The sequence below is a fragment of the Paenisporosarcina sp. P4_E4_2 genome (assembly GCF_056401595.1).
This window is the reverse complement of the sequence record NZ_JBFUJC010000010.1, coordinates 1-23,516: the sequence shown is the minus strand read 5'-3', so window position 1 is coordinate 23,516 and position 23,516 is coordinate 1. Positions and strand designations below refer to the sequence as shown.

At 40.5% G+C, this 23,516-nt stretch carries 24 protein-coding genes; all 24 read right to left on the bottom strand.

Annotated features, from left to right (window positions below):
- Positions 1–416 (bottom strand): DNA repair protein RecO (gene recO / locus AC1DSB_RS02635; protein ID WP_477585698.1); only part of this gene is annotated, 416 nt, incomplete at its 3' end.
- An 18-nt stretch (positions 417–434) separates the two neighbouring features.
- A complete protein-coding gene (gene era / locus AC1DSB_RS02630) occupies positions 435–1,349 on the bottom strand; it encodes a GTPase Era (RefSeq protein ID WP_477532468.1) in 915 nt (304 codons plus the stop codon).
- Positions 1,333–1,743: a cytidine deaminase gene (locus AC1DSB_RS02625; RefSeq protein ID WP_016426894.1), complete on the bottom strand. Its 411-nt coding sequence runs from the start codon at positions 1,741–1,743 to the stop codon at positions 1,333–1,335. Before AC1DSB_RS02625 ends, era begins: the two co-directional genes overlap by 17 nt.
- Positions 1,744–1,755: 12 nt before the next feature.
- Complete coding sequence (locus tag AC1DSB_RS02620; protein WP_477585696.1) at positions 1,756–2,121, bottom strand: diacylglycerol kinase family protein; 366 nt, start codon at positions 2,119–2,121, stop codon at positions 1,756–1,758.
- Complete coding sequence (ybeY, locus tag AC1DSB_RS02615) at positions 2,108–2,596, bottom strand: rRNA maturation RNase YbeY (protein ID WP_016426892.1); 489 nt, start codon at positions 2,594–2,596, stop codon at positions 2,108–2,110. Before ybeY ends, AC1DSB_RS02620 begins: the two co-directional genes overlap by 14 nt.
- A gap of 12 nt (positions 2,597–2,608) precedes the next feature.
- A complete protein-coding gene (locus tag AC1DSB_RS02610) occupies positions 2,609–4,693 on the bottom strand; it encodes an HD family phosphohydrolase (RefSeq protein WP_016426891.1) in 2,085 nt (694 codons plus the stop codon).
- Between the two features lie 658 nt (positions 4,694–5,351).
- Positions 5,352–6,314, bottom strand: coding sequence for a PhoH family protein (locus tag AC1DSB_RS02605; RefSeq protein ID WP_016426890.1), 963 nt, complete (start codon positions 6,312–6,314; stop codon positions 5,352–5,354).
- Positions 6,315–6,316: 2 nt separating this feature from the next.
- Positions 6,317–7,441 carry a sporulation protein YqfD gene (locus AC1DSB_RS02600; RefSeq protein ID WP_477585694.1) on the bottom strand — a complete coding sequence of 375 codons (1,125 nt, stop codon included), beginning with the start codon at positions 7,439–7,441 and terminating at the stop codon, positions 6,317–6,319.
- Positions 7,441–7,683: a hypothetical protein gene (locus AC1DSB_RS02595; RefSeq protein WP_477532471.1), complete on the bottom strand. Its 243-nt coding sequence runs from the start codon at positions 7,681–7,683 to the stop codon at positions 7,441–7,443. The genes AC1DSB_RS02600 and AC1DSB_RS02595 overlap by 1 nt, the downstream gene beginning before the upstream one ends.
- Positions 7,684–7,733: 50 nt before the next feature.
- Positions 7,734–8,180, bottom strand: coding sequence for a hypothetical protein (locus AC1DSB_RS02590; RefSeq protein ID WP_477532472.1), 447 nt, complete (start codon positions 8,178–8,180; stop codon positions 7,734–7,736).
- A 35-nt stretch (positions 8,181–8,215) separates the two neighbouring features.
- Positions 8,216–9,226, bottom strand: coding sequence for a flotillin-like protein FloA (floA, locus tag AC1DSB_RS02585; RefSeq protein ID WP_477532473.1), 1,011 nt, complete (start codon positions 9,224–9,226; stop codon positions 8,216–8,218).
- On the bottom strand, positions 9,223–10,551 hold the full coding sequence (locus tag AC1DSB_RS02580; protein ID WP_477532474.1) for an NfeD family protein: 1,329 nt from the start codon (positions 10,549–10,551) through the stop codon (positions 9,223–9,225). The genes floA and AC1DSB_RS02580 overlap by 4 nt, the downstream gene beginning before the upstream one ends.
- 357 nt (positions 10,552–10,908) lie before the next feature.
- On the bottom strand, positions 10,909–11,121 hold the full coding sequence (rpsU, locus tag AC1DSB_RS02575) for a 30S ribosomal protein S21 (protein WP_477585692.1): 213 nt from the start codon (positions 11,119–11,121) through the stop codon (positions 10,909–10,911).
- 102 nt (positions 11,122–11,223) lie between these two features.
- Positions 11,224–11,895, bottom strand: coding sequence for a deoxyribose-phosphate aldolase (gene deoC, locus AC1DSB_RS02570; RefSeq protein WP_196930489.1), 672 nt, complete (start codon positions 11,893–11,895; stop codon positions 11,224–11,226).
- A 313-nt stretch (positions 11,896–12,208) separates the two neighbouring features.
- Complete coding sequence (locus AC1DSB_RS02565; RefSeq protein ID WP_477585690.1) at positions 12,209–12,946, bottom strand: 16S rRNA (uracil(1498)-N(3))-methyltransferase; 738 nt, start codon at positions 12,944–12,946, stop codon at positions 12,209–12,211.
- Between the two features lie 7 nt (positions 12,947–12,953).
- Positions 12,954–13,901, bottom strand: a complete 948-nt coding sequence (prmA, locus tag AC1DSB_RS02560) for a 50S ribosomal protein L11 methyltransferase (protein ID WP_477532030.1) — start codon at positions 13,899–13,901, stop codon at positions 12,954–12,956.
- A gap of 13 nt (positions 13,902–13,914) precedes the next feature.
- Positions 13,915–15,036 carry a molecular chaperone DnaJ gene (dnaJ, locus tag AC1DSB_RS02555; protein ID WP_477532031.1) on the bottom strand — a complete coding sequence of 374 codons (1,122 nt, stop codon included), beginning with the start codon at positions 15,034–15,036 and terminating at the stop codon, positions 13,915–13,917.
- Between the two features lie 128 nt (positions 15,037–15,164).
- A complete protein-coding gene (dnaK, locus tag AC1DSB_RS02550) occupies positions 15,165–16,994 on the bottom strand; it encodes a molecular chaperone DnaK (RefSeq protein ID WP_477532032.1) in 1,830 nt (609 codons plus the stop codon).
- 33 nt (positions 16,995–17,027) lie between these two features.
- Positions 17,028–17,600: a nucleotide exchange factor GrpE gene (gene grpE, locus AC1DSB_RS02545; RefSeq protein WP_016426878.1), complete on the bottom strand. Its 573-nt coding sequence runs from the start codon at positions 17,598–17,600 to the stop codon at positions 17,028–17,030.
- 17 nt (positions 17,601–17,617) lie between these two features.
- Positions 17,618–18,652, bottom strand: coding sequence for a heat-inducible transcriptional repressor HrcA (gene hrcA, locus AC1DSB_RS02540; protein ID WP_477585688.1), 1,035 nt, complete (start codon positions 18,650–18,652; stop codon positions 17,618–17,620).
- Between the two features lie 94 nt (positions 18,653–18,746).
- Positions 18,747–19,886, bottom strand: coding sequence for a radical SAM family heme chaperone HemW (hemW, locus tag AC1DSB_RS02535; protein ID WP_477585700.1), 1,140 nt, complete (start codon positions 19,884–19,886; stop codon positions 18,747–18,749).
- 66 nt (positions 19,887–19,952) lie between these two features.
- Entirely contained in the window at positions 19,953–21,776 is a 1,824-nt protein-coding gene (gene lepA / locus AC1DSB_RS02530) for a translation elongation factor 4 (RefSeq protein ID WP_477585686.1), read from the bottom strand.
- Between the two features lie 62 nt (positions 21,777–21,838).
- Complete coding sequence (gene spoIIP, locus AC1DSB_RS02525) at positions 21,839–22,663, bottom strand: stage II sporulation protein P (RefSeq protein ID WP_477532033.1); 825 nt, start codon at positions 22,661–22,663, stop codon at positions 21,839–21,841.
- 32 nt (positions 22,664–22,695) lie between these two features.
- Positions 22,696–23,516, bottom strand: an 821-nt coding sequence (gene gpr, locus AC1DSB_RS02520; protein ID WP_477585684.1) for a GPR endopeptidase, incomplete at its 5' end; no start/stop codon positions are given.

Below are 23,516 nucleotides of genomic sequence, written 5' to 3'. Positions count from 1 at the left end.
ATTTTCCACTCCACGAACAAAGCAATCGCTTCAGGGTCATATTCTTCCGATATGGCATGCAGTGCTTGTTGAAGTAAGTTGAAAATGGCAGGTTGAGCTGTGCGTTCTTCCACTGCACGATCGATTAATTCCACCACAAAACTTGCATAGGCAGTCGCTTCAATATCTTCCCGGATATGACGATAAGACTCCATTTGCTCCCCTTGCTGCATGGTCCCCATTCCTCGTCCTTGCTGGACCAGGAAGGACCCATGAGTGAAGGGTTGAGTGATGGCAGCGAGTCTGCTGGCAGGCTTTTTCGCACCTCTTGCCATTGCAGTTACCTTACCGCCTTCTCGTGAATAGATGGTGACTATTTTATTGGATTCCCCGTAATCTTGCGTTTTTAAGACAATGCCTTCAATTCGATTCAGCAACTGCCCCCACGCCCCTTATTAATATTCGTCGTCGCGGAAACCGAAATCTCGTAAATGAACTTGTTTGTTACGCCAGTCTTTTTGGACTTTTACCCAAAGTTCAAGAAATACTTTGCTTCCAAGTAACATTTCGATATCTTTACGTGCTCGCATCCCAACTTCTTTAAGAAGAGCACCTTTTTTACCGATGACAATGCCTTTTTGTGAGTCGCGCTCTACCATAATCGTCGCTGTCACACGGATTTTTTCACTATCTTCGTCTCGTTTGATTTTCTCAATAACAACAGCAATTGAATGAGGAATCTCTTCATGCGTTAAGTGAAGAACTTTTTCACGAATCAACTCAGAAATGATGAAACGTTCTGGATGATCAGTTACTTGATCTGCTGGGTAATATTGAGGTCCTTCAGGTAAGTGTTGAGTCAGGACTTTCAACAATCCTTCGATATTGATGCCTTCAAGTGCAGAAATCGGCAATACATCCGCGAATTCAAATTCATTTCTGAAAGATTCAGTTACGCTCAAAAGCTTATCAGGATGGATTAAATCGATTTTATTCATCACCAGAAAGACTGGTGTTTCATTCCCTTTGAGCATATCTAAAATGTAACGGTCTTGTTTACCGATACGGTCAGTAGAATCAACCATCAACAAAATCGCATCTACTTCACGTAACGTGTTTTTCGCGACTTTTAGCATAAAGTCCCCTAGTTTATGTCTAGGCTCATTGATTCCCGGAGTATCAATGAAAATAAGTTGTTCCGTGTCCGTTGTTAAAACACCTTGAACTTTATTTCTTGTTGTTTGAGGTTTGTCACTCATAATCGCTATTTTTTGACCGATAACACGGTTTAAGAATGTCGATTTCCCAGCGTTTGGACGGCCAATGATTGAAATGAATCCAGACTTGTACCCTTTATTTGTTTCCAGCATAAGCTAAATCCTCCGGAGTAAATGCACCTGGCAACAACCCAGCAACTGTTGTCTCCTGTACATCTCCTTTTAAGTTAATTAGATAGACAGGCATGTTTGGCTCACAGAACTCTGCAATGACTTGACGACATGCTCCACATGGCGATACAGGACCGTCCGTATCAGCTACGACAGCAAGTGAAGCAAAGTCACGAACGCCTTCAGAAACAGCTTTAAACATCGCTGTGCGCTCTGCACAGTTTGTCATGCTATATGATGCATTTTCAATATTACAGCCGTGGTATACTTTGCCTTCTTTCGTAAGCAGAGCAGCACCCACTTTAAATTTTGAATATGGTACGTACGCATTTTCGCGTGCGATTTTGGATTCTTCCATTAGTTGTAAYTTATCCATTAGTAAAACACCTCAATTAATAATTTCCATCCACTTAGGTAAAAAGATGAGTATTCCGATTATAGCACTTGCACAGGCAAATACAAGAACTGCAGCAGCGCTCATATCTTTCGCCAGCTTAGCTAAAACATGAATTTCTGGTGAAGCGAGATCAACGACTCTTTCTAAAGCAGAATTGACCAATTCCAGACTCAACATCCCGGAAATACATAAAATCAAGATAATCCACTCAACTGTTGATAAATGGCTGAACGTTCCCGCCAAAATCACAGCAATTGCTGCARGCAAATGGAAGCGAAAATTCCGTTCACTTTTACTTGCAAAAATGACTCCTTCGAATGCAAATTTKAATGAATTCAAGAAATTATTGCTTTTCATCCTGTTCACGTCGCAATCCAAAAGACTGTAAGATTGTCTCTTGCTTTTGAGTCATTTCTTTTTCGTCTTCGGCTTCCATATGATCATAGCCAAGTAAATGAAGGAAACCGTGTATTGCTAAAAAGCCCAATTCTCTTTCTTCACTATGGCCGTAATCAACTGCCTGTTCCTTTGCGCGTTCGACTGAAATGATGATATCCCCTAGCATACGTGGCACACCCTCTACTTCAATCGCCATTTCACCTTCTCCCAGTTCTTCCATTGCAAATGAAATGACGTCTGTCGGTACATTCTTACCTCTATATTCATGGTTGATTTGCTGAATTTCCTCATTGTTCACGAATGTCACAGATAACTCGCTGCCAGCTTCAATACCTTCAGCCTGAGCGGCATGATGTAACATTTTTTCAATAAGCTCCAGGTTCTCCGTTGATAATGATTCTGTTTGGTCAATTAAATCTAGCGTTAAGTGCATATATAAGCTCCTTTATTGTGGGTATTCAATTCGAGAATGGAATATACCATTCAAAGTCTCACACAGAACGCGTTCGACGGTTTTAAGTTCTTTAAGCGTTAAATCACATTCATCGAATTGCCCATCATGTAATCGGTCTTTGATAATGGAATGTACAATTTCCTGTATTTTTTCTGCTGTAGGATGCTTCATTGAACGGACGGCAGCCTCCACACTATCTGCAATGGAAATAATAGCTGTCTCTTTTTTCTGAGGTTTAGGCCCTGCATAACGATAATCTTCTTCGTTTACGGGCTGCCCTTCCTCTTTTGCTTTGAAATAAAAATATTTTAATAAACTTGTCCCATGATGTTGTTCAGCAATATCAATAATTTCTTTTGGCATTTTGTGCTTTTGCAATAATTTTGCTCCATCACTACCATGGGATAAAATGATGTCCCTACTGGTTTCTGGAGGAAGTGCATCATGAGGGTTGGCATGACTCATTTGATTTTCTATAAAAAATCCTGGTCGTTTTGTTTTTCCGATATCATGATAGTAACAGCCTACTCGTGCTAATAATCCATCTGCACCAATCGATTCACAGGCTGCATCAGCCAGATTTGCGACCATTACACTATGATGATACGTTCCTGGTGTTTCAGTTAAGATCTTTTTCAGCAATGGATGATTCGGATTTGAGAGTTCGATCAGTTTCATTGTGGAAATTAATCCGAAAGCTGATTCAAAGAACGGTAATAAGCCAATGGTCAAAGCGCCGGACAAAAGACCAGAGGTGAGTGCAGCAATACCGTAAAACAGCAATTCACTAACCCCATAGTCTGATTGAGTCATTAGTAAATAAAATGCCATAAAAATGAAATTGACAACAGCTACATTTAAACTCGTCTGAAGTAAGTGTGACCGTTTTTCAGCACCTTGAATCACGTATAAACCTGCAAATCCACCGAATAAAATATATAGGGCAATTTCCATCTGAAGTACAGCAGAATACCCTTCCTGGAACACTAGACCTGCGACCGCTGCCGTCAAAAATGCCATTAATACGGCAAAGCGTTCATTTATTAATGAACGCACCAGCATTGGAGCTAGTGCAGTGGGGAATAAAAAGGCAATTGTCACATCAAAATTGTCTGATACCAAACTGATTAATTTCATCCCGATGACAGACAAAATAAAAATCAGCATTCCAACAAGAAGTGCCCGTTGCCGTTCTTCTTTATTCGTACGCCATTTTGCCATTTGCATATGTACAAGCCACATACAAAGTGAAATAAAGAGAATCAGCCCCAAAATCGGTTCCAATGACGATTGATTCGTTAACATTCCCAGAAGTTTAAGTTGTCGATACACTTCCCGATCGATGATTTGACCTTCCTGAACAATTACTTGTCCTTGAAGAATTCGGGTCGGCTCAATACTCGCTCGCGCCTGCTCGATTCGGGCCTGAGTCAGTTCCTCATTTAACGTTTCATTTACTGTGATGCTGTATCGTCCAATTAACACAGCTGTTGGCAGAACACTTTCTGGTATCTGCAAATTTTCCCGAATACTTCGTTCGATTTCATTTTTGGCATTGGCTACTTGCTCAGTGCGAATCGGCTTACTCATAATATCGCGTACTGAAGCAGTTAGAGAATCTCTTAAAGTTATTAAGGACTCATTCTCCAATAGCAGTAAGGAAACCAGGGCATCATCGGTAAAGCGAATTCCTTCCCCATCAGTTTCTAGCACATTAAGGTTTTCCTTCAAGTTACTTACTTGTTGTTCTATTGGCGTAGCCGATTTAACTGATTCTGCTTTTTCTTCCAGAACATAATCAATTACGGACGTAACAATTGCTGCACGATTTTCGCCAATTTCCTCGGAGAATTGATAAACACTTGTAACCTCTGAAGCTGCTCTTTGWCGTTCTTCTTCAGTCTTCACAGGATCTTCAACTGTTTTTATGGAGCGAATTGTATCTTTCGATAAGTGAAATTCTTTTATATCATATTTCTCTGGTCTAACTCCGTTTACGAGAATTAAAAAAAGGAGTAAACCTGTTATCACAATCGTTAAAACGGTAAATGTTCGGTAGCCCACTAGTGACTGCATTTTATTAATCCAGCTATTCACTGCATCACCCCATCTTCTACCTTCTATCATATCAAGAATTTTCTATCATTACACCGACAATTGTAAAAGATTTATGAACTGCGTAATGCAACAACACTCATAGATTCGTAGACTAGTTGATTGAAAAGAAATGAAAGAATGTATTTGCGCATACTTTTTCTTAAAATAAGATAAATAACCTGACTCCTTACAAAATGTCAGGTTTTTTTGTATGTATGTGTTTCTGGTAATGACTGAGTGTCCGTGTCCAAGCGAATGGACAGAAAGTGTTTTCGAATGGACGGCAACTATTGCTGAATGGACAAAAATTGTGATAAATGGTCAGTCATCAGTCCTGACTGGTCAATAACCTCATGCGAGTGGACAAAAAGAAGCCACCATTCATCCAAGCTTTGATTCTAAGAAATGAATTTTCAAGCCAACCCTGCCAATCCTCAAGAGCTGAAGCGGTAGTCCTACAAGTATCTGGTTTTCATACTTTCGGACTCATGCGGAGCATGCTGTTTGCTCAAGTGTACGTTACAAAAAACGAATGTGGTTTCATGATGGCCGGCTAATGCAGATTTCGAGTCCAACGAAAGTGTAATGATAAACAATATGAAAAATTAAATCTGCCAAAAGTAAAAAAACAGCAGCCCTATTCCGGCTGCTGTTCTTCGTATGCATGAATAATTTTTGCGACGAGCGGATGACGGACAACGTCTCCTTGCTCGAGCATCTGGAAGTGGATGCCACTGACATTGTGCAAAATCTTCTCGGCAACTTTCAGTCCGGACTCTGCACCACGCGGTAAATCGATTTGCGTTTTGTCTCCAGTGATCACCATTTTCGAGCCGAAGCCCAGTCGTGTTAAAAACATTTTCATTTGAGCTTTCGTCGTATTTTGAGCCTCATCTAAAATGACAAATGCATCATCAAGTGTACGTCCACGCATATAAGCTAGAGGAGCAATTTCTATCGTTCCTCTTTCCAAAAAGCGCGTCGTTTGCTCCGTTCCCAGTACATCATGAAGTGCATCATACAAAGGACGTAAATAAGGATCTACTTTCTCTTTCAAGTCGCCTGGCAAGAACCCTAAGCTCTCCCCTGCTTCAACAGCAGGACGAGTCAAAATGATACGTTTTACATGACCGTTTTTTAACGCTTGTGTGGCAAGAACAACAGCCAGATACGTTTTTCCCGTACCAGCGGGTCCAATACAAAACACCAAATCTTTGTGACGAATCGCATGAATATATTCACGCTGACCTATTGTTTTGGCACGTATCGCTTTCCCTTTGACATTGCGGGCAATTTCTTCATCGTACAACTCCGCGTAATACTCTAAAGTCCCAGCTGTACTCATTTCTATAGCTGTACTTACGTCACGTTGATTAATATTTATTCCTTTTTTAATAACTTTTAATAGTTGTTCAATTAGTTGTTTAGCAATTGCACGTTTTTCGACATCTCCTACTAGACGAATGGCTTCGCCTCGGGTAATGACCTGTACGCCAAGTTCTTGTTCAATCAATTTCATATTGCCATCAGAAATTCCTAGCAGTAAGATGGCTTCATTTGGATCTTGAACGTGTAATTCCGTATAATGTTCTTCCTGCATTCTCAGTCTCCTTGATGTATAGGACTTTTACCTGCAATATTATCATTCATGTAATACAATACTTTCCCTTTTACTGTATCATTTGACCACGTCATGTGTAAAATTTTTTCATCCTTAATCTTTCCATTTGGAGATAACGTTGATGCTGTTCTCATTCTTAACATGGGTATAAACGCTTCTTTAATCCATTGTTCATTCACAGTTACTGACGATTTTTCTACGATGGTGTTTCGCTCAACCCTGAAAGCACTTTTGAACAATTCGATCAGCCGCTCTACGTTCTGCTCTTTTTTAAACGATTTCCATGCCGGAGATACTTGTAGTATTTTTACTTCTTCAGACACGAACTTATCATAAACAATTTTTGTTGGTAATTGAAAAGACATTTCAAGCCAATAGTCAGCAAATACTTGCCCTTCTGCACCAACAACCAAATTTTTATTCCCTTGTTTCAGAAGCCCTGTTACCAGTCTGTCTCCTTTTTTGACCGTTGCATTGATCGGTACCAAACGTTCTCCGGAGCGGAGGTCATAGTGGGTAATTACTCCTTTTCGCAAAGCTACTAGATCCGAAGGTCCCGTTTTATCCACTTGCTCTCGGATAATGACAGGTGCAGGTACAGAAGTAAGATGCATTTTTGCTCCTGTTCGCTTGATATGAATCCAGGACAGATCGTGATTGTTCGCTAATATAACTTGTCGAATCTCAGAATCAGGTACCAGTGATTTTAGGCTTTTTCTTTCGATTACATTTAATTTATGCAGCTCCTGCTCCAACTTTACTTGTCGTTCGTCGGACACATCTTCTATAGATATTTGCCATAAAAATAAAGAACAGATATATGGAACTAAAATAAATCCTAGTAATCCCGCGAGCACTGACCAATGAAAGTGAATTACCTGTGTATTATSAGGTCGCGAAAAGTGTATAGGTATCCTGAATTGCTTTCTGATTTTCCGTACCTTTGGAATGTCTTTTTCGTAAATCGTAAATGTCGTTCCCGATTTATTTGTAGATAATTTTATTATGTAAACTTTATTTACTTTTAAAGCTTGAAGAAAAGAATATGTTTGATCATGGGGCTTTATTTGACAAGTGATTTTTCGACTGCTTTCTATAGATCCCATTAGACCATATCCATTTTTCGAAGTTCCAGTTTTGTTAAATCTCGAACACTGATCGTGACTTCATCTACATTCATGGTGGAAATAATCGTTTCACCAGATTCTATAGTCAAAGCAAATCCTTGTCCCCTTAACTGACATGAATGAGGACTGAGTGACAGTAATTCAAAGGGTCCATTCACACGGATAGATTGAAAGTCGTCAATATGGATAAATGGGGTCAATTGCAAATGATTGTTTAACAATAAAAGACCTCCTTTCCATCAGCATATGCTGACAGACAGGAGGTCATGAGTTAACGTTTCGATTTTGGAGGAGCTAAAATCTCCGAAAAAACAATCGCTTGAAGCAATTCCTTTTCTGAAGACGGAACCAGTGAAATTGAATCAGAAGATGTAGTCCTGATGACTTCTTTTGACTGGTGCAAGGAAAGTCTTCCTGGACGAGCAGCGGATGTTGGTGCTGTCTTCTCTTTTTCCTTTACAGGCAATACAGTTTCATTCACATGCTTCATTTGCTGGATCACTTCAGGTTTTGGTGCTGCTTGTATTTGTCTTTTAGAGATTTGTTTTTGCACATCTCCGTATATTTCTTTCGCATAATCTTCAAGCTTTTTCATGGATTGTTGATTTGATGATTGAGGCAGAAATGGTTTTGTTTTCCCACCATCATCACTTGCATTTTTCCGTTTGAAAATTGCACTAATAACAAATGCAATAATCGCAAAAATGATTGGTTCCACTGTCGAATCCCTCCTTAAAGGGCTACTGATCCAGATTAATCTTTAGTTAGATCAGTTTTAGATTTGTCGCCACCCATTTTACTGATAGAATCGCGCATGCTTGTATCAGCTTGTAGATTTTTATAATTCATATAATCCATAACTCCGATATTTCCTTCACGTAAAGCTTCTGCCATAGCTAGAGGAATCTCTGCTTCTGCTCCTACTACTTTCGCGCGCATTTCCTGAACTTTGGCAATCATCTCTTGTTCAGTAGCTACTGCCATTGCGCGACGTTCTTCAGCCTTAGCTTGCGCAATTTTCTTGTCAGCTTCCGCTTGCTCTGTTTGTAGTTCGGCACCAATGTTTTTACCGATATCAACGTCCGCGATATCAATGGATAAGATCTCAAAAGCCGTACCAGAATCAAGACCTTTTGATAATACAGTTTGAGAAATCATATCAGGATTTTCTAGAACTCTTTTATGATTTTCACTAGAACCAATAGTTGAGATAATCCCTTCACCAACACGGGCTACAATTGTTTCTTCACCCGCACCACCAACTAGACGATCGATGTTAGCACGAACAGTAATACGTGCTTTCGCTTTCACTTCGATACCATTCATCGCAACACCGGCAATAAACGGCGTTTCAATTACTTTCGGGTTAACAGACATTTGAACGGCTTCCAGCACATCACGGCCTGCAAGGTCGATTGCTGCTGCACGTTCGAATGGCAAATCAATATTTGCTCTATGAGCGGCGATCAATGCATTTACTACTCGGTCAACATTACCACCCGCCAAATAGTGACTTTCTAGTTGATTAATTGAAACAGAAAGTCCTGCTTTATGTGCTTTAATTAACGGATTGACGATACGTGATGGAATTACTCGACGTAATCTCATCCCCACTAATGTAAATATGCTGATGCGTACACCTGCTGCTAATGCCGAGATCCACAACGCGATTGGTACAAACGTCATGAAAATAGCCAAAAGAATAAACGCGGCTATAATGGCTATGATAATGCTGATTGTGCTTCCAGTAATTCCTTCAATCATGCTTCATTCTCCCCTTCTTTGACTTCCCGGACAACTGTACGGGAGCCTTCAACTTTAATAATTTTTACAACTTTATTTGCATCCACGTAGCCACCTTCAGTGACTGCATCGATCCTTTCACCATCCAGCATAATTGTTCCAGAAGGACGAAGTGGTGTCATGCTTACAGCCATTCTGCCTAATAATTCATACCGGTTGACGTTAGAAACATAACCATGTTCAGTATCCGTGGCATCTTTCAAAATAATTTTGTTGAACACCTTGAGGTTCTTTCCAAAGAATTTCATGAGTATCACCATTCCTAAGATTGCGACAATCAATGCAATCAACACGGCAATTCCCATGTGAACTACATTGCCCCCCGCAAGAAGTATACTACCGATAATTAACGCTGCCCCTATAATACCTGCAATCGCACCAGGGAGGAATAGTTCGGCTATTATAAACCCGACTCCAATGACAAAGAGAATAATGGATTCATAACCTGCCAACCCTGCAACCATATGACCGAAAAAGAATAAACCTATCGCGGTTAAGCCCATCGTTCCAGCCACTCCGAATCCAGGTGAATATAATTCAACAACCAATCCAAGGCTTGCGATAGACAACAGAATGGGTACAATAATTGGGTTAGTAACAAATCGCGCTACTTTCTCTGCAAATGTTTCATTTACCGAAGTAACAGTGGCCTCTTTAAGTTCCAATTTCTGCAGCAATTCATCGATTGAAGCAACGGTCCCCTCTGAATAGCCTACTTTCTCAGCTTCAGTAGCTGACAGCGTAAGAAGTTTACCTTCTCCTGCTCGGTATTCTGGTAAGTCTATAGATTCATCCGCCATTGCCAAAGCGTATAATGGATCACGGTCTGAAGATTCTGCTGCCGTTTTCATCGATGTCAACCAAGCACTATTGGCTTTCTCTTCCGCAGCATTCCCTGCTCCATCTATGACTTTAGCAGCACCTATACGGCCGCTAGGCACCATGTAAATTTCATCTGCATGCAATGCTATAAAGGCACCGGCAGATAACGCATTGTGATTAATAAACGCGACCGTTTTCAATGGTGTCTCATCCATTAATTTTGCGATGTTTTCAGCAGAATCCACAAATCCACCAGGTGTATTGATGTCTAAAATCACAACATCAGCACCCGCTTCTTCAGCTTCTTCAAAAGCGCGTTGCAAAAAGGCATATAGCCCTTTTTCCACTTCATCCTTTATAGGTATCCGATAAATTTCCGATGCGTTGACGGGCAAACTAGGCAAGATTAATAGAATGGAAATGAAGAGCAGTAAATACCCACTTACGACCCGCGTCCATCTCATAACGCCCCTCCTTATCTATGTAACAATTCGGCTTTCTATAGTATGTACGGATGAACAGGATAAAAGATTCATAATGAAGAAAAAAACTTGGAAGAAGTTGCTGATTGAGTGGGAAGATGAATGTTAATGACACAATTGAATTTCGATAGGATTTGTAGTTATGGTTTTGTCTATTTTTGTTGAACCTTAGGGGTTATGTCCAGTGACCAAAGAGAAATTTCCGTCAACTCGTCGTGGTTTTCAGTCCATTCAACGAAAAGAAGGTGTAACTCACTACTAAATTCAAATCCTTAGAAAAATAAAATAAGCCGAGAAATCCGGAGATTTCTCGGCTTACATATGAAATTTCTTTAGTCATCAAGTAGTACGTGTTAAGAACGTAGGGATTATGGGAATTGACCACTTACGTTTACGCGCAGCTTCTGATTTCTTTTTACGCTTTACRCTYGGTTTTTCATRAAACTCGCGWTTTCWAACCTCTTGTATTGTTCCACTTTTAGAAACAGTACGTTTGAAGCGGCGAAGAGCATCTTCAAGCGATTCGTTTTTGCGAACGACAGTTTTTGACATCTCTCTTTCCCTCCCTCCGAACACACGTCAATACATAACCTAGTGTTATGTACTCCAAAATTATATCGTATCATATCATTTTGGTCAATACGTTCTTGATAATTAATAGTCTGAGTTAGAAGTTAATCCTTGCACAATCTGTACGCCTGAGCTTGCACCAATTCGTGTAGCCCCTGCTTCGATCATTTTTTGAACATCTTCCAAGCTGCGAACGCCACCAGATGCTTTCACACCAAGGTCTGGACCTACTACTTCACGCATTAAAGCAACGTCTTCAAATGTTGCTCCACCTGTTGAGAAACCAGTAGATGTTTTAACAAAATCCGCTCCAGCATCTTTAGAAAGTTGGCTTGCTACTTTAATTTCTTCTTTAGTTAGCAAACAAGTTTCTAAAATTACTTTCACAATTGCTTTCCCTTTAGCAGCATTTACTACTGCTTCTACGTCTCGTTTTACTAAATCCATGTCTTGAGATTTCATAGCGCCGACATTTAATACCATGTCAATTTCACCAGCACCGTTATTGATTGCATCCGTAGTTTCAAATGCTTTCGTTTCAGGTGTAGATGCACCAAGTGGGAAACCGATTACTGTACAAACTTTTACAGGAGTTCCTGTTAAAAGTTCAGCAGATGTTTTTACCCAAGTAGGATTTACACAAACAGATGCAAATGTGTATTCTTTAGCTTCAGCACAAAGTTTCTCAATTTGTTCTTTTGTAGCTTCAGGTTTTAATAATGTATGATCGATCATTGACGCAATATTTGTAGTCAAAATGATTTCACCCTTTCGGAAGTTGTCCGTACCTCTTGATTTTACCATGTTAGTCGTTACTTTTCACTACAAATCACTTAAAGTTGACACCAGTGCGCTTTTTTCACTTCAAAGCAAATCGTCAGTCGAATATTGACTATTAGCGGTTTTGGGTCTTCTATTCGCGCAACCCAGTCGGGAATACTAAAATTCCCAGCTACATTAAAATATCCAGTACACCGAAATGTACTGGATTGTTTTGCGTACCAAGTCATACAACTGTTCGATAAATCACGCTAATCCTCGGATTTAGTATCGCCAAGACTTGAACATCTCATTCAAATTCGTAGGAAATTGCAGACAGTACATATAAAGGAGCTGTTTCCGCTCTAAGAATACGTGGTCCTAAGGAAATCGATTGAAATCCTCGATCCATAAGTGCGTGTATTTCTGTTCGGGACAAACCGCCTTCAGGTCCAAACACAACACAAATGGATTGTTGCTCATTTGTTTTTGATAAAATTTCAGCAAAGCGTGTTCGTTTTTCCAACTTGGCATCTTCTTCATCAGCAACAAAACAAACATCATACTTCTCGGTCATCTGCAGTAGCTGCTTGAAAGTCACAATATCTTGGATAGCGGGAACCACATTACGATGAGATTGTTCTGCAGCTTCTTTGGCGATTTTTTGCAAACGTTGCTGTTTTTTACTGCCTTTTTGGGCATCCCATTTTACAACGGAACGTTCAGCCTCAAAGAGAATAAGTTCATGCATGCCAAGTTCTGTTGCTTTTTGAGTGATCAAATCCAATTTCTCACCTTTAGGCAATCCGCAACAAATCGTTACTYTTTTCGGCAGTTCGTTTGAGCGTAACGATTCAGATGATTTTTTCACGCGGACATCCTGACCTTCAAAACCATCAATTGTTGCTTCATAAGCATGGCCATCCGAAACGACAATAATAGATTGACCTTCTTGCATACGCATTACTTTTTGAATATGTTTGGCATCATCGCCTGAAATAATCGCAATTCCATCTTCGAATTGTTGAGGGATAAAGTATCTTTGCATTTTTGCTTTATTCCTTCACTGGTTTTTTCGAAATGATTGTAACCCAATCTTCCATCATCATTACTTCTTCAATCTCAAATCCAGCAGCTTCAAGTGATTGTTTAACATCGTCTTTTTTAGCCCCAATGATTCCTGAAGTAATGTACATGCCGCCTTCTTTCACGACTTTGAATGCATCTTGTGTAAAGGACATAATAATTTCAGCTAAAATATTCGCAACCACAACGTCAGATGGTTCTTTGACCGTATCCAGTAAGTTACCATGAACTACATCTGTCGTGTTTTGAACTTTGTTCAGCTTGACATTAATTTTCGCAGAACGCACTGCTACTTCATCCAAATCAAGTGCATGAACATGTTTTGCTCCGAGTAATGCCGCCCCGATTGCCAGGACACCCGAACCGGTGCCGATGTCTGTTACATAATCACCAGGTTTAACGGTTTTCTCAAGTGCTTGCAGACACATTACTGTTGTAGGATGTGTTCCCGTACCGAACGCCATTCCCGGATCCAGTTCGATAATCAATTCATCTGTCGCAACTGGTTCGTATGTTTCCCACGTAGGGACAATTGTAAAGCGTTCCGAAATTTTCACTGGGTGATAGTATTTTTTCCATGCTGTCGCCCATTCTTCTTCATTGACTTCACTTATTTTCACGATGTTGTCGCCGATGTTGATATCATAATTAATCAGGTTATTGATCGCGAGCTTCACTTCTTCGACTGTTTCCCCTAAAAAACTTGTAACAGGTAAATACGCTTTCAGAATAACTCCTTCTGTCGGGAAATCATTTGGATTCAATGCATAAATTTCACCGAATCTGTCTTCACGTTCACGTGCGAACTCCTCGGAATCCTCAATGACTACACCACTTGCCCCTGCTTCGTGCAAAATATTCGAAACTGCTTCTACCGCTTCATGCGTCGTATGAATGGATAGCTCTGACCACTTCACCTGCGTCAACTCCTTAGTCACCTTTTATCGTGCGCTTGATTTTATCAAATAATGAACTGCCTTGTTCTTCCGGGATATCGCCACTAATTTCAGCAAAATCTCTAAGCAGTTGTTTTTGTTTCTCGGTCAGTTTAGATGGCGTCATTACTTTCACTACTACGTGTTGATCACCAATTCCATAACCATGTACATTCTTCACGCCTTTACCTTTAAGGCGGAAAGTCGTACCAGATTGCGTGCCGGCTGGAATTTTCAGTTTCACTTTGCCGTTTACAGTAGGCACTTCAATTTCATCGCCTAAAGATGCTTGAGGGAACGTTAATTTCAATTCGAAATAAATGTCATCCCCGTCACGTTCAAATCGATCATGAGATCTAACGCGGAAGACTACATATAAATCACCAGCTGGGCCGCCATTTTTACCTGGCTCGCCTTGTCCGGAAACACGTAGTTGTTGACCATCATCAACACCCGCAGGAATCGTCACTTTAATTTTCTTGCGTTTTTTCATTGTGCCTTGTCCATGACATGTTGCACATTTATCTTTGATTAACTTGCCTGTACCTTGACAGTGATGACATGCACGGCGATTTACCATACGTCCAAAAGGCGTATCCTGCGTCACATTTAACTGGCCCGTACCTTGACAGTGATGACAAGTTTCAGGTGCTGTACCTGGTTTCGCACCATTTCCGTGGCAAGTATCACATGTTTCTTCTTTTGGAATTTCAATTTCAGTCTCTTTACCGAAAACAGCTTCTTCAAAATCGATCGTCATTGAATACTGTAAATCATCACCTTTACGCGGTGCATTTGGGTCACGACGACGTGATCCTCCACCACCAAAGAATGAACTGAAGATATCATCGAATCCGAATCCGTCTGCTCCTCCACCGAATCCACCAAAACCTTGATTCGGTCCAGCATGCCCGAACTGGTCATATTGAGCTTTTTTCTGGTCATCGCTCAACACTTCGTATGCTTCTGTTATTTCTTTGAATTTATCGACAGCATCCGCAGCTTTGTTGATATCGGGATGGAATTGTTTCGACAATTTTCTATATGCTTTTTTTATCTCTTCTTTTGAAGCACTTTTTGTTAATCCAAGTACCTCATAGTAATCTCGTTTATTCATTTGTCACACTCCTGATCAAACTTTCACATAGCATCTATTGTAACACGCGAATATCCGCAATGCCAAAGACATTGAAAAAGCCAAAGTCGGTATTCCAGACTTTGACTTTTTCGGTTGTCTATCTTGTCTTACTTGTTGTTATCGTCGTTTACTTCTTCGAATTCAGCGTCTACGACACCGTCATCTTTTTTAGTGCTTTCTGCACCTTCTGCTCCTTGAGCTTCAGCTGCAGCTTGTTCGTACAGTTTCATCGTCAATGCTTGCACGATTTCATTCAGCTTGTCTTTTTTCGTGCGGATATCTTCCAAGTTACCAGCTTCTAGAGCAGCTTTTAACTCGTCCTTCGCGTCTTCAGCTTGTTTCTTTTCTTCTTCAGAAACTTTGCCTTCAAGATCTTTTAATGTTTTTTCGGTCATGAAGACCATTTGATCCGCTTCATTTTTCAATTCAGCTTCTTCTTTACGCGCTTTATCCGCTTCAGCATTTGCTTCCGCTTCTTTCACCATACGATCGATTTCTTCGTCAGTTAAAGCCGTATTTGATTGGATTGTAATGTTTTGTTCTTTTTGAGTTCCTAAATCTTTTGCTTTAACTGTTACGATACCATTTTTATCAATATCGAAAGTTACTTCGATTTGAGGTACGCCACGTGGTGCTGGTGGAATGTCAGCCAATTGGAAACGACCTAACGTTTTGTTGTCAGTAGCCATTGGACGCTCACCTTGTAAAACGTGAATATCTACAGCTGGTTGATTATCAGCAGCTGTTGAGAAAGTTTGTGATTTTGATGTTGGAATCGTCGTGTTGCGCTCGATTAATTTCGTGAACACGCTACCCATTGTTTCAATACCAAGAGATAGTGGAGTTACGTCAAGAAGTACTACGTCTTTAACGTCTCCTGTTAATACGCCACCTTGCACGGCTGCACCCATTGCTACTACTTCATCCGGGTTAACACCACGATGTGGTTCTTTGCCTGTTTCTTTCTTAATTGCTTCTTGTACCGCTGGGATACGCGTAGATCCACCAACTAAAATAACTTTGTCGATTTGTGAAGGTGAAAGGTCAGCATCTTTTAATGCTTGACGCGTTGGCACCATTGTACGTTCTACTAATGAAGCTGTTAATTCATCAAATTTCGTGCGGCTTAAAGTCATTTCCAAATGTAATGGACCTGCTTCGCCTGCAGTGATGAATGGTAATGAAACTTGAGTAGATGTTACTCCAGAAAGATCTTTTTTCGCTTTTTCAGCTGCATCTTTCAAACGTTGAGTAGCCATTTTGTCTTTAGATAAATCGATACCGTTTTCTTTTTTGAACTCAGCAACGAAATAATCCATTAACAATTGGTCGAAATCATCCCCACCAAGACGGTTGTCACCGGCAGTTGAACGCACTTCGAATACGCCATCGCCAAGTTCAAGGATTGATACGTCAAACGTACCGCCACCAAGGTCATATACTAAAATCGTTTGGTCTTGATCCATTTTGTCTAAACCGTATGCAAGAGCAGCTGCAGTTGGTTCGTTAATAATACGTTCTACTTCTAGACCAGCGATACGACCAGCATCTTTAGTTGCTTGACGCTCAGCATCGTTGAAATAAGCAGGAACTGTAATTACTGCTTTTGTTACTTTTTCACCCAAGTAATCTTCTGCGTACCCTTTAAGGTATTGAAGAATCATAGCTGAAACTTCTTGTGGAGTGTACTCTTTGTCTTCAACTTCTACTTTATGATCAGTACCCATATGGCGTTTAACTGATTGAATTGTGTTCGGGTTCGTGATTGATTGACGTTTCGCTACTTCCCCAACTTGGCGTTCGCCGTTTTTGAATGCGACAACAGATGGTGTTGTGCGGTTACCTTCTGGATTTGGGATAACTTTTGGTTCTCCACCTTCAAGAACTGATACACATGAATTTGTTGTTCCTAAGTCAATACCGATAATTTTGCTCATTCTATAATTCCTCCTAGAAGTATGAAAGTTAAGTTATTCGTTTACTTTTACCATTGTTGGTCGAAGCACACGGTCTTTGTACTTGTATCCTTTTTGCAACTCTTGTAACACGATACCTGATGCTTTTGAGTCGTCCGATTCGGTCATAACTGCTTGATGTAAATTCGGGTCAAACTCAACACCTTCGGCTTCGATTACTTGTAAACCTTCTTTTTCGGTTGCTTCAACCAATGTCTTGTAGACCATCTCTAAGCCTTTACGCAAAGATTGTGATTCTTCCGAAGCCGACTCTACTTGCATGGCACGCTCGAAATTATCAAGCACTGGTAATAAGTTTGAAAGCAAGTTCTGTGCCTTATATTTATCCGCAGCTTCACGGTCCAAATGCGCTCGACGCTTAAAATTTTCATAGTCTGCACGCAGACGCAAATGACGGTTTGTTTCTTCGTCTAATTGTTTTTGTAGCAATTCGAGCTCAGATGGCTCTTCATTGTTTGTTTCTTGACCTGTCAGCTGTTCTTCAGTACCCGTAGGTTGTTCAGAAACTTCCACAGATTCTTTTTCTTCCGTGTTTGAGACAACTTCTTTTTCTTCAGATTGCGACACGTTTAGTTCCTCCTTCTTTATCGTGAACCACGCAAAATGCGAGTAAGTTCACGAGACAGATCGCCACTCATGACATCCAGTAAAGTGACAACTCGTCGATAATCCATTCTAGTTGGGCCAATAATAGCTATGGAGCCCATTTGTTCTTCCCCAATGGTATAGGATGCTGTAATGACACTACATTCTTCCATTTCCAAAAGGTTATTCTCAGAACCGATGCGAATGTGAATACCCGCTTGGTTCGGTGAAAACAAAGTTGAAATTTGATTAGCTTGATCCATCATCGTAATTAAGCCGCGAGCCTTCTGGAGGTCACTGAACTCTGGATGATGAAGCAGTTTGGATTTGCCGCCATAGAATACTTTTTCTTCATGTGGGCTCGAGATAGCTGCGCCAAATGAAGCCATGAGTTCACCGTAACGACCAATATGCTGTTTTAACAAAGCGGCCRCTTCTTTTTCAAGCACACGTTGAAGTTCATGCAAGTGAACACCGGTCAGCTGTTCATTTAAGATGTTTACCATCTTTTCAATATCAGATGCTGTCAGACCTTGCGGCAATTGGAACAATCGATTTTCAACATGACCAGAATCCGTTATGATGATTGCGACTGCCGAATCATTGGTTAAAGGAACAATCGAAAATCTTTTAACTCGGTGTTTACGCACATCAGGTCCGAGCAAAATCGATGTATAACTCGTTAATTCGGACAATATCATGGCCGTTTTTTGAATTACTTGTTCCGTCTCAGTAATTCTTTCCTGGAAGACAGATTGAATTTGCTGCATGTCATCTGATGAAGCAAGTTGAGGCGTAAGTAAATGGTCAACATAAAATCGATATCCTTTTTCAGAAGGAATGCGACCTGACGACGTATGCGTTTTTTCCAAATAACCTAAATCTTCTAAATCAGCCATATCATTTCGAATCGTCGCAGGACTGAACGGCACTTCCTCTTTTTTGGAAAGCTGCCTTGATCCCACTGGTTGAGCGGTCTCAATGAAGTCATCAACTGTTACTTGCAATATGAGCAATTGTCGGTTCGTTAACATTATTATCACCTCTGTTAGCACTCATCTCTTGCGAGTGCTAATACTCATACATAAATTATCAAATCCGTTGACTAAAGTCAACGGATACGATTATTTATTCCATTAAAAAAGATTGGAAAATTTCATTTCCGATAAATCTTCCTTTTCGAGTTAAAGCGACGCTATCTTCGTTGCTAATCATGGAGCCACTTGCAACATGCTTGGATAGTACTTGTCCATACATTTCTTCCAATGATTTGCCGAACTTTTCTTCAAAGCTGTTTTTATTGATTCCTGCAACTTTTCGTAAGCCCAAAAACATTTCTTCTTCCATTCTTTCAACAGCTGTCACTTCATGAATGGAATWCACCGGAAACTCTCTACTTACTAGTGCGTCCATATATTTTTTAATCGGACCAATATTTGCATAGCGATTTCCTAAGGCGTATCCATGTGCCCCAGCACCAAATCCTGCGTATTCTACATTGTCCCAATACAGATTGTTATGTTTCGAATGGAAACCTGGCTTTGCAAAATTACTGATTTCGTATTGGTGAATGCCTCTTGATTTCATTTCAGTCATTAACACGTCATACATATCCGCTTCCAAGTCTTCGCCCGGCAAAATCAATTTGCCTTTTGTCATCAAATTATAAAAAACCGTCTTTGGTTCGACGATTAATGAATATGCGGAGTAGTGCGGTAAATCCAGTTCAAGCGCTTTGTCCAGTGTATATTTCCACTGGTCCATTGTTTGCCCCGGAAGGCCGTACATCAAATCAATGCTGATATTGGTGAATCCGATATCTTTAGCCATTTGAATGGTTTTGTATACATGTTCGTTTGAATGAGTGCGACCTAAGCGACTTAGTATATCCGCATCGAAACTTTGTACACCTAAGCTCAAACGGTTAATCCCATTGTTTTTCATGACAACTAATTTGTCGTGTGTCAGTTCATCTGGATTTGCTTCAGATGTAAATTCCTGCACATGTTGCATCGGAATATGTTGTTTGATGAGTTCGAACAATCTTTCCAATTGATCCGCACTCAGCGCTGTAGGTGTTCCTCCACCCAGAAAAATCGTATCCATATGTAAATGATCTTTGTACTTTTCAACAAACATCTTCATTTCCATGCCGAGTGTTTCGATATACTCGTCTACCGGTTGATTCTTAAAGAACACTTTGTTGAAATCACAGTAGTGACAAATTTGATGACAAAAAGGAATATGAATATAAGCTCCTTTAATCATGGCATTTCCTTCTTTCTTATAGAAAAAGGAGGCCAACTAGTAGCCTCCATTAACAAACCTATTTGATCAATCTTCGTCCATCTTCAATACGGCCATGAACGCTTCTTGTGGTACTTCAACTGAACCTACTTGTTTCATACGCTTCTTACCTTCTTTTTGTTTATCAAGAAGTTTACGTTTACGTGAAATATCTCCACCATAACATTTTGCAAGAACGTTTTTACGGATTGCACTGATTGTCGAACGAGCGACAATTTTTTGTCCAATTGCTGCTTGTATCGGCACCTCAAATTGTTGTCTTGGAATCAATTTCTTTAATTTCTCAACAATAATTTTTCCGCGTTCGTAAGCAAAGTCATTATGAACGATAAAGCTTAATGCATCCACTTGTTCAGCATTCAACAGGATATCCATCTTCACAAGTTTCGAAGGTTTGTATCCGATCAATTCATAGTCAAATGACGCATAGCCTTTCGTTCCTGATTTCAATTGGTCAAAGAAATCGTACACGACTTCAGAAAGTGGTACTTCATAAATAATGCTTACACGCGTTTTGTCGATGWAATCCATCGTCATGAAATTACCACGTTTCTTTTGACAAAGTTCCATCACCACACCTACGAAATCATTCGGTACCATGATGGTAGCTTTAACATATGGCTCTTCGATGCGGTCGATTTTTTGTGGGTCTGGCATCATCGATGGGTTGTCCACTTTTTTAATCTGACCATCTGTCATATGAACATCGTAAATTACACTTGGAGCAGTCGTAATTAAATCAATGTTGAATTCGCGTTCCAAACGTTCTTGAATGATTTCCATATGAAGAAGTCCAAGGAATCCACAACGATATCCAAAACCAAGTGCCTGAGAAGACTCTGGCTCAAATTGTAATGCAGCGTCATTCAGCTCAAGCTTTTCTAGAGCATCACGTAAGTCATTGTATTTAGACGTGTCAATTGGGTACAAACCACAATACACCATCGGGTTCAATCGACGGTAACCAGGTAAGGATTCAGTTGCAGGATTTGCAACATGTGTGATTGTATCCCCTACACGTGTATCTCCAACATTTTTGATTGCTGCAGTTAAGAAACCTACGTCTCCTWCAGTCAATTCGTCACGAAGTGTTGCCTTCGGCGTAAACACACCCGCTTCAATCACTTCAAATTCTTTTCCGGTTGCCATCATGCGGATCTTGTCCCCAGGGCGGACCGTCCCCTCCATGACACGTATGTACGCTACTACTCCGCGGTACGGGTCATAAAGAGAATCAAAGATAAGCGCTTTTAAAGGCGCTTCGGGATCACCAGTAGGTGCAGGCACTTTAGCAACGATTTGTTCTAAGATGTCTTCAATACCAATTCCAGCTTTTGCGGAAGCAAGTACAGCTTCAGAAGCATCAAGACCAATGACTTCTTCAATTTCTCCGCGAACGCGTTCTGGATCAGCTGCCGGTAAATCAATTTTATTGATGACCGGTAAAATTTCAAGTTCATTATCTAACGCTAAATAAACGTTAGCCAATGTTTGTGCTTCGATTCCTTGTGCTGCATCTACAACAAGAATAGCCCCTTCGCAGGCAGCTAAACTTCTGGATACTTCATATGTGAAATCGACGTGTCCTGGTGTGTCGATTAAATGGAACGTGTAATCTTCGCCGTCTTTAGCGCGATAGTTCAGTTGTACAGCATTCAATTTAATCGTAATTCCACGTTCACGCTCTAAATCCATTGAATCGAGAAGTTGAGCTTTCATTTCTCTTGAAGTCAATGCTTTGGTTTGCTCTAAAATTCGATCGGCTAATGTTGATTTACCGTGATCGATATGGGCGATAATTGAAAAGTTTCGGATATTCTGTTGGCGTTTGTTACGTTCTTCTCGATTCATGCAATGTCCACTCCTAATTAAACTATCTAGAATTATAGCAGTGAACATGTCTTTCATCAATGTTAGGTTTCAGGCGTCTCCTCAAAGAAGTTGGAAATTGCCTTTGTCAGGATGGCAATGGTCCGATTGATTTCTTCTTCCGTGTTCTCGATTCCACCCAGTTCAACTAGAAGAGAGTGGCTTGATAGGTCTTGGTTATATATCCCATTTCCGGTATCCCGGGTTTTAGCTAACACCCCTTTTGAGATGTCGGGAACCATGGCATTTACCTCATCGGAAATTGCTTTGGCAAAGGCTTCATTCAATTTATAGTTTGCATGTTCGGCCCCTACAACAAAAGACATTCTCGCATATGACGTGCCATTGGACTGCATTGTTGTCTTTTCGCGTTTGATGGAATCACGGTGAATATCCAGAACAACATCATAGTGATTTTTTGCTAACTGCTTTTGCAGATATGGTCGGATTTTCCCATATGCACCGCTAATCTGCATATTATTCATATTGGCAAACTGCAGCACGTCGACTGAATCCCCATTTAAACTAAAATGCTGGACAACAAGGTTACTTACGTTAGATATGTTGGCAGTAGGATGATAATTAACTGCTTTCAGGCCTAGTTTTTTTTCGACAATCGGTTGGTACGATTCCTGAATATGTGTGAAATACAGCAAGACATTAATTGGGTGATCTGTGGTGTTCACTGTGATTTCTTTTGTGGAATCATTTGTGATTTCTTTCGTATTTGCTGCATATGCAACCGGTCGAGTTTCAACTTTTTCTGAGGCCGTTGTTCCAAATGCCAGCATGGGGAGCTTAATCATTAATATTGGCATTAAAAATAAAAAAAGATAGAAACTCATGACTTTCTGCAATGTTTTGCGCATTGTACACCCCTCCTCCTACAACTTACGTAGGATTAGGGTTGGTTAGAACTAAAAACATCCTCTTGTAGCCATTTCGTTACACTCGCTTGAATCATTTCTGCGTGCCTTACAACCCACGTATCTGTTTCTTTTGGCGTAACAAATAATTGTTGGTGATGAGGGGGCAAAACTTCCTGCAATAGTCCTCGGATTTCATCGCTTGACCACCCTGCCCATTCACCGAAAATCGGCTTGATGGCTTCAACATTTACGGGTTCATCTGAGCTTCTAAGCCATGATCCTACTGATAGGGCTGAAGATGGTTTCGTCGTCTCCCCGATTTGGGATGAAATCACTTTGAATACTGTTTCAATCGCATCCACAACTAGCACTGGTGCATCCACAACCATTGGCACACCGATAGCAGTTACAGGAACTCCTAATGATTCAAACGAAATTTCACTTCGCGCATTTCCTACACCCGAACCTGGGTGGATACCGGTATTTGTCAGCTGGATGGTTTTACATAGGCGATCTTGATTACGTGCTGCTAATGCATCAATAATCAAAATCAAATCTGGTTTGACATGCTCAGAGATCGCTTTAACAAACTCACCTGTTTCCAAACCGGTTTGACCTGTTACACCCGGTGCATAAAATAAAACTTGTCCTGTTTCAAATGGAAAATGGAACATTGCTTCATGAAAACGGTCGATTGCCAAAGGACCGATTGCATCCGGTGTAATCGTCCGATTTCCTAATCCGATTACTAGTACTTTAGATTGTGCCGTTAAATTAATTTGCTTATGAATATCATCCAATGATTGAATAAATTGTTGCTCTAGTTCCTTGAATCCTTCGTCATCTTCAGCAG

Coding starts and splice junctions, on each gene's coding strand:
- era (WP_477532468.1), bottom strand. CDS start 1,349: ATGCTGGAAACAAATAAAGGGTACAAGTCTGGATTCATTTCAATCATT.
- ybeY (WP_016426892.1), bottom strand. CDS start 2,596: ATGCACTTAACGCTAGATTTAATTGACCAAACAGAATCATTATCAACG.
- dnaK (WP_477532032.1), bottom strand. CDS start 16,994: ATGAGCAAAATTATCGGTATTGACTTAGGAACAACAAATTCATGTGTA.
- AC1DSB_RS02580 (WP_477532474.1), bottom strand. CDS start 10,551: ATGAGATGGACGCGGGTCGTAAGTGGGTATTTACTGCTCTTCATTTCC.
- AC1DSB_RS02605 (WP_016426890.1), bottom strand. CDS start 6,314: ATGCAGGAAGAACATTATACGGAATTACACGTTCAAGATCCAAATGAA.
- dnaJ (WP_477532031.1), bottom strand. CDS start 15,036: ATGAATAAACGAGATTACTATGAGGTACTTGGATTAACAAAAAGTGCT.
- floA (WP_477532473.1), bottom strand. CDS start 9,226: ATGATTGAAGGAATTACTGGAAGCACAATCAGCATTATCATAGCCATT.
- spoIIP (WP_477532033.1), bottom strand. CDS start 22,663: ATGCGCAAAACATTGCAGAAAGTCATGAGTTTCTATCTTTTTTTATTT.